General features: G+C 37.0%; 3 protein-coding genes. All 3 read right to left on the bottom strand.

Annotated features, from left to right (window positions below; translation table 11 throughout):
• Nucleotides 1–176: 176 nt before the first annotated feature.
• The gene (gene cbrC / locus BHE89_RS12785) at nt 177–767 is read right to left on the bottom strand and encodes a PF03691 family colicin E2 tolerance protein CbrC (RefSeq protein ID WP_069366993.1); all 591 of its coding nucleotides are present in this window, start codon (nt 765–767) and stop codon (nt 177–179) included.
• A gap of 299 nt (nt 768–1,066) precedes the next feature.
• Nucleotides 1,067–2,593, bottom strand: coding sequence for a phage tail fiber protein (locus BHE89_RS24330; RefSeq protein ID WP_069366994.1), 1,527 nt, complete (start codon nt 2,591–2,593; stop codon nt 1,067–1,069).
• Between the two features lie 36 nt (nt 2,594–2,629).
• Nucleotides 2,630–3,256: a hypothetical protein gene (locus BHE89_RS12770; protein WP_128860525.1), complete on the bottom strand. Its 627-nt coding sequence runs from the start codon at nt 3,254–3,256 to the stop codon at nt 2,630–2,632.
• Nucleotides 3,257–3,392 lie beyond the last annotated feature (136 nt).

Genomic DNA, 3,392 nt, shown 5'->3' with positions numbered 1-3,392 from the left:
TTTAATGTTCATATTCAACACTCCTCTTTTTTATTTTTTTTGCTTTATAGCGTAAAAATCTTGAGTGGTGACTATTTCCATTTTTAATAGAGACAATACAAAATAGGATATTTTGTAAAAATAAATATTAAGTCTATATTCTAAAACTAGACTTAATATCATTTAAATAATGTTTATTAACTAAAATCAATATGTAGGCGTAGTTTTCCACAGCAGCAACATTTAAATAAATAACCTTGGCATCCACCATCATCCCATAAACGCTCTGATAAATCAGAAAGTTCAAAACCAACGTCTTGAATATCTTGTTCTAAAGAAGCAAATTGTTCTAATTTATCTTTGATATCGCCCCATTCTACATAATCAATAAAGGCACAAGGTTCATCGCAATGTATTAGCCAATGCTCTTGTTGCCAGCCATGATAACCAGGCGTCCGTTTTGTTAATTCATCGAGTTTGTTTTTATCTATAGGAGGTAAAATCGAACCACAATACTTCCCTTCTTCGTCATAGAGAACTTCTTTGCCTTCAATGCTTTCAATATCTTGAAAGTTACCATCAAATTTTTCACTTGCCGAACCATCAGCAATACACCAAGGGCATAATGCATCAATATCTTCTACTGAATAGAAAGGGCTACCATAATAGATATCAGTTTCCTTTCCACAACAATCACATACAACGATATCACCTGTAATAAAAGCCTCTGTCTTTATCGGGTCTGGATGATATTTGAAATAAGGTAATACTCTTTTTTCTGTTGGCATTATGTTTTCCTATTTTATCGTTTATGATCACTTATCTTCAGCTTTATAAATACATCCTAGCATCAGATCCTGCATGTGTAAGCTATCCTCTATGCTATAATGCGCGCTCATTTTATCTCCTTTATAAATTAGAGATAATCAACGCCTAAATAGACGAAAGAATTACAACATGTCAGAAAATATAGAACTCAATAAATCAACAGAAAATCATGATATTAATAGCAATTCAAAAAAATATAATTTGAACCGCTTCTCTGTTGCGCCGATGCTCGATGGAACCGACCGAGTTATATAATCAATCAGTTATCAATTTCTGGTGTCTTATTGGTGTCCTGATTTTCTTCCTCTTCTTTTTGTCTACGCTCTTCTTCCGCTTTCTGCGCTTCTTCCATCTCATGCATTCTCACGTTATAGATTGAGCCTTCTGGCATCTGTACACGTACGGAAATAAAACGACCATCAGGGATATCAATTGGGTCGCCATCATTGAAACCATCAATTTTATTATTGGCAAACTCAGGTGCATTAGGGTGAGTTCGGTGATACGTTTTAACGAGAATAGAGCCATCTTTGTTAACTTTAGAGTTAACCCATATCAACGGCTGTTTATTAACATCGAGTGGAATTTCAATACCGCCATCGACGCCTCCCCATCCTGCATCTGAGTTAAAGCCCAGTACGCCTTCAATGAGATATTCACCTTTAGCTACTCGAGTAACCGTAGCGCCTTCGGATTCGTCGTTAGTGGTGAATGAGCCATCGGAATTGATGTCGATAATAGGGGATGCGCGTTTAATAAAACCGTTACTGTCTACCGTTGTATTTCTGTCAGTCCATAAATTATGAACATATTCAGATGTAGCATTACCCGCAACAACTCGGCACGAACCACCATTCCAAGAGGACACTAAAGCCTGATAAGTGTCCTTTGATTTAAAATAAGCAATTGGTGAGCCACCGAGTCCATACTTTGTTGTTTGCTCATTTCTGATAATTTGCGTAACTGTATTTCTATTCATTAATACAGCACGAAGCTCAGCTTCTGAAATGTTTGTTGATGGTGTCTCAGAACCTCCCCAACCAAAATCGCCGCTTCTCATCGCTGGCTTACCATTTATTAAGCAAGATGATTCAGTTAAAACAATAGAACCGCCATAGCTGATATCCAGCGCATTAACATAGGTTCCACCGCCACTAGACCAACCTGCTATCTTAAACTTATCATTATCCCCTTCTGTACTCATTCCTGCTCGCCAACGAATAACCCCACTATCCGATAAAAATGCTAGCCATGCCGCCTGGTCTTTATTTCGCTTCAGCACAGCCTTATCAGCACCAGCGTTAGCTAGTGATAAATTAGCTGATGTTGTTAAATTGCCGGTAATCACACCGCCTATTTTATCCAACTTTCCACTAATATCCCCCTGCATCTTATTAATACTATCTAGCGTAACAATCTCACCATTTGGCATCTCAATTTTTGTCTGGCCCGTTTGAGTCATCCATGTGTTCATTGCATCAAGGAAATACTCAACATAACTATTAATAGCGACCATTGTTCTTGCTGCATCACTATTATTATCTGGCTCAGTAATATGAATTGAGAATGTTGTATTCGTTGCTGTGGCTAATGCGGGTTGTGCTAATACTAATTCAGTGTCGGAATTAACGGATTTAATCATGTAGGGAATATTTGTTGTTCCCGATTTAATTAAAATAGTCATCCCGATATTAATAGCTGGATTATTATTTTTAAATTTAGTGCCAGTTCCGCGGACAATAGCAGACCCTGACACTGTGTTAACAGTGCCTGTTGTGTATATCATGGATATGTTTTCCTAGATGTATAAACGAAGAGTTAATTAAATATTGAAGTAGTCGCTGAGTTCTATGCCGTATATATCAAATTCTATTTTAAACGCATTACCGCCATTAGCTCCCCATGGCCCACCGTACTCGGATCTGATACTGTATATGTCATCCCAATAGACATTATTCCCGTCATTTCTAAAACCAAATCCTGTTCGCATATAGATAACATCATCTCTATTACTTCCCTGTATTCTCCAGTTAACGAATTGTGCATCTGGAATAATCATTGGTTTTTTGAGTTTAGAAAACGAAGCTCCATTTCGATTACTAAATCGCGTTGTCTCTCCGAGCTTCATGGGTTTGTAGTTAGATGAAAATGTAATTTCTTTTTTATCGTTATAAATCACAATGCCATATTTTGGAGGAGTTAAAGTAAAGTTAGTGCAAAATATAACGACATACATTTCACATGAACTACTAACAACTAGACCCCTTGCTTTATTATATGAGAAGACAGTACCTGAATTTTTCGGTCGCACGAAAATAATGGGATTCATTTCATCAGTAATATTTGATGGCATTCTCCAGCCATTATTTTTACCTGCATTTATTTGTACGATGTCAGCAAATACACAATACCCTCGCATTGAGGGCGTTAATTCACTAATACCATTCATTCCATGTAGACGTATTCCGTATGATTCACTATTTGATTTTGTACGATGTCAGCAAATACACAATACCCTCGCATTGAGGGCGTTAATTCACTAATACCATTCATTCCATGTAGACGTATTCCGTATGATTCACTAT

The sequence above is a fragment of the Shigella sp. FC1967 genome (assembly GCF_001743005.1).
GTDB lineage: Bacteria > Pseudomonadota > Gammaproteobacteria > Enterobacterales > Enterobacteriaceae > Proteus.
Note: the sequence above shows the minus strand (reverse complement) of the source record. Positions and strands in the feature narration are given on the sequence as shown.